We start from the raw sequence: 3,767 nt of genomic DNA on the forward strand, positions 1-3,767 counted from the left end.
CTCGATCGCCCTGCCGCGCAGGCCGCTGCGCTCCTCGGAACGCGGCTGCCTGCGGCGCTCGCCGGTCGCTGCGGTGAGCTGGAGCGAAGGCGACTGGCCCAGCGTCATGATCTCTTCGACCGGCACACGCTCTTCCGCCCGCAGTCCCGCGCGGCCGCCGTCGCGCCACATCACGCGCGCCACGATCACATGATCGCCGCGGCGGATCTCGACCTGCGTGCCCTCGAGCATGGGTCGGCCACTGTGGATCATGAGCCCGCGCGACGAAACGTTGAGGATGCAGGTATCGCTCCACGAAGCGCCGTGCCGAAGCCGCGCGGGGATGACGACGCGCCGGCGCAGCTCGCGCGGCGTGTGACGTTGCTGAGGACCCCCTGAATACACCGGCCGGCCTTTAGGCGCGACGCGGTCGCGGACCTCTAAAGCTTTGTTCCGGAATGGAGAAGAATTCCTGCAGTGATGTCACAGTGCCGCGCGCGGAAGCAGCGATTGCAATGCGTGCCGAACTCCGCGGATGCGCACGCCCGAAACCCAGGCGTGTTGAAGCGGCCGTCAGTCAGGCGCAAGACGCGCGAGCACCTCCGCAGCACGGTCAACAGGAACGAACAGGCGCGTCTGGTAACGGATGATCTCGGTGAAGCAGCCCTGCGCCTTGTACCAGGCGAGGCGCGCAGCGCTGAACCGGCCGAGCTCGATCCGCTGGCTGCCGTTCACCAGCGCGCGCTTGACAATGAGCGGCTCGGGACCGCGGAACGGGAGCGGCTTGCCGGTGCGGAGCACGCTCGCGGCGAGCTCGCCGACAGGCAGAGCGATCTCCATCTCGAGGCCGAGGCGGTCGCCGAGCTCGCCCAGACAGGCCGCGGGAATCCCCCGGCCGAGCAGAGTACGTCCGTCGTCGGCGGCAATCCTGATCACCTGCACATGATCGTCGGGAAGCTTGTCCCAGACCGGAAGCAATAGCCCGGCCGCGAGATGGATGGTGTCCCGGCGCAGCGAAGCCTCGGCTTCGCGCACCTCGGCCGACCAAGCTTCGGCGAAAGCGGCGTCGGTCGCCCGCTCCCAGTGCGTTTCCGAAAGACGGTCGCATGGCAGATGTTCGCGGCGGGTCGGGCGGACAAGCTCGCAGCGCGGAACCGGCAGGCCCTCTTCGGACAGCAGGCTGCGGGCTTCGACACGCAGCGCCGCTCTGCCGGAGCGGCCGTTCACCAGCGCCACTGCTCCCGGCCGCCCGGCACGCAGCTCGAGAAGCCTGTCCAGGCTCAGCGCCCGGATGCGCCGGGCGAGCTCGACGCGCAGCAGATGCGTGGTTGCGCCGGACCGCGGATCGGTCCGGACGACTCGGTCGTCGAGCACCTCGAAACTGTCGACCGGAACCGTTTCGATCCCGATGTCGAGGGTGCCCGCGTCGCGCGCCGCCGCGACGCGCGCCTCGACCAGTCCGAGGAACTCGTCGAAGATGGCGTTCTGCAGATCGATGCGCAGTGCGAGCAGCCGGTTGAGCCAGCGCTGGATCGGCGGCAGGTCCTCGCGCAGGCCCCCGTCCTGGCCTTCGAGCCGGAGCCCGGTGAGCTGCTGGAAGGCCGCGAGGCTGACCGACCGAAGCTTGCCGGCGAAGAGCAGGCGGTACCAGCCGGCCAGCGCATCCCTCGCATAGCGGCTCTCGAGATTGTCGGCCGGGTCGAAGAGGTTCTGGCCGCCGGTCTGGCGCTGCCCGCGGGTCAGCGCGCCGAGCGAGTCCAGCCGCCGGGCGATCGTCGAAATGAAGCGCCGCTCGCCGCGGACGTCGGTGGTCACCGGGCGGAACAAAGGCGCCGAAGCCTGCCGCGTGCGGTGGGTTCGGCCGAGCCCCTGGATCGCGGCATCGGCGCGCCAGCCCGGCTCGAGAAGATAGTGGATCCGCCGCGCACGGTTCGCCGCCGAAAGGCACGCATGGTAGCTGCGGCCGGTTCCTCCGGCGTCCGAAAAGACGAGGATGCGCTTGTCGCCGCGCATGAACGCATCGGCTTCGACGAGGCTGGAGCGCGGCGAGCGGCGCTCGAGCGTCTGCCGGCCGTCCTTCGTGACGAGCCGGCGGCTGCGGCCGGTGACCTCGGCAACGAGCTCGTTTCCGAACCGTTCGAGGAGCGCGTCGAGCGCGGTCGCGATCGGCGGAAGCGCGCAGAGCTGCTCGATGAGCGAGTCACGGGCGTCGAGTGCGGCGCGGCAATGGACCGGCCGTCCCTCCCCGTCGTTCATCGGTTCCGAGCGCGTGTTGCCTTCGGCGTCCGTGAACAGGCGCATCTGGCGGGTCGGAAACGCGGCGGTGAGATAGTCGATCACATATTCGCGCGGGGAGAGGTCGATCTCGAGCCCCTCGCGCTCTTCCGGCGAGAGATCGGCGAGGCGCCGGTCGAGCATCGCCTCGGCGGTCGAGACGAGCTGCACCACGACGGCATGGGCTCGCTCGAGGTCGGCCTCGATCGCCGGGATCAGGCTCGGAAGCTTCATCGACAGCAGCAGCTGGCCGAAGAAGCGCTGCTTGACGCCCTCGAAGCGCGACAGCGCCGCCGACCTGGCATTGGCATTGAGGGTTGCGCCGGTCGCGGAATCGACGATCCGGGTGGCCTCGAGCGCCTGCTCGAGATGCGTATGGATGATCGCCCAGGCGTCGGCATAAGCATCGTAGATCGCGACCTGCGCCGGGGTGAGGGAATGCTCCAGAATGTCATATTCGACGCCGGCGAACGACAGGGCGCGCGCGGCATAGAGCCCGAGCGCCTTGAGGTCGCGCGCGACCAGCTCCATCGCCGCAATTCCGCCGTCGCGGATCGCCGCGACGAACTGGGCTCGGTCGGCGAAGGCGGTTTCGGGGCCCCACAGGCCGAGTCGAGCCGCATAAGCGAGATTGTTGACGTCCGACGCGCCCGTCGCCGAGGCATAGAGGACCCGGGCCCGGGGCAGGAGGTTCTGCAGCCTCACGCCCGCCATTCCCTGTTCGGATCCCCTGGTGCTGCCGCGCCGGCCTTCGCCACCGGCGGCGTTGGCCATGGCATGCGCCTCGTCGAACGCGATGACACCTTCGAAACCGGGACCCGCCCAGTCGAGGATCTGCTGCAGCCGGGTCGAGTCCGCGCGGCCGGATCTCAGCGTCGGATAGGTCACGAAAAGGATCCCGCGGTCGACCGTAACCGCGCTCCCGGGCTTCCACTGGGACAGCGGCTGGATGTCGAGACCCAGTCCGCCGAGCGCGGTCCAGTCGCGGCGTGCATCTTCCAGCAGGCTTTGGTTCTTGCTGATCCAGAGATGACGGCGGTTGCCGCGGAGCCACTGGTCGAGGATGGCTCCCGCGATCTGCCGCCCCTTGCCGGCGCCGGTGCCGTCGCCGAGGAAATAGCCGCAGCGATAGGCCGCGCCCTCCTCCGACGGTTCGAGCGTGCAGCCGTCATCGATCGCGGTGAAACAACCGGGAAGGTCGCGCCCGAACGCGGAGCCGGCGTAGATCAATGTCTCGAGCTGCGCGTCGGAGAGCAGCCCGCGCCCGACCAGGCCCGCGGGCAGCAACGGGACATGGTCCGGCCTTGGCGCGGCGATTGAGCCCATGGCCATCGATTCGACCAGCGCGGTCGGGTGGGCCGCCGCGCCGGATATCCTGACCCTGGTGGGTCGGTAAGGCAGATAGATTCCGACCTGCCCGTCCGCGGGCGCCGGCTCGTCTAGGGTTCGGTACTCGAGCGCGACGGCATCCCGCGACGCGGCGGGCGCGATCGAGGCGGCCGGCCGGAGCGGCT

General features: G+C 69.7%; 2 protein-coding genes. Both read right to left on the bottom strand.

From position 1 onward, the window contains the following. On the bottom strand, positions 1–384 hold a 384-nt coding region (locus GH737_RS13595), incomplete at its 3' end, for a PilZ domain-containing protein (RefSeq protein ID WP_196233193.1). 168 nt (positions 385–552) lie between these two features. Continuing rightward, a partial coding sequence (locus tag GH737_RS13600; RefSeq protein ID WP_196233194.1) for a strawberry notch family protein occupies positions 553–3,767 on the bottom strand: 3,215 nt, incomplete at its 5' end.

It is taken from the genome of Sphingomonas segetis (genome assembly GCF_009720245.1).
Taxonomy (GTDB): domain Bacteria; phylum Pseudomonadota; class Alphaproteobacteria; order Sphingomonadales; family Sphingomonadaceae; genus Sphingomicrobium; species Sphingomicrobium segetis.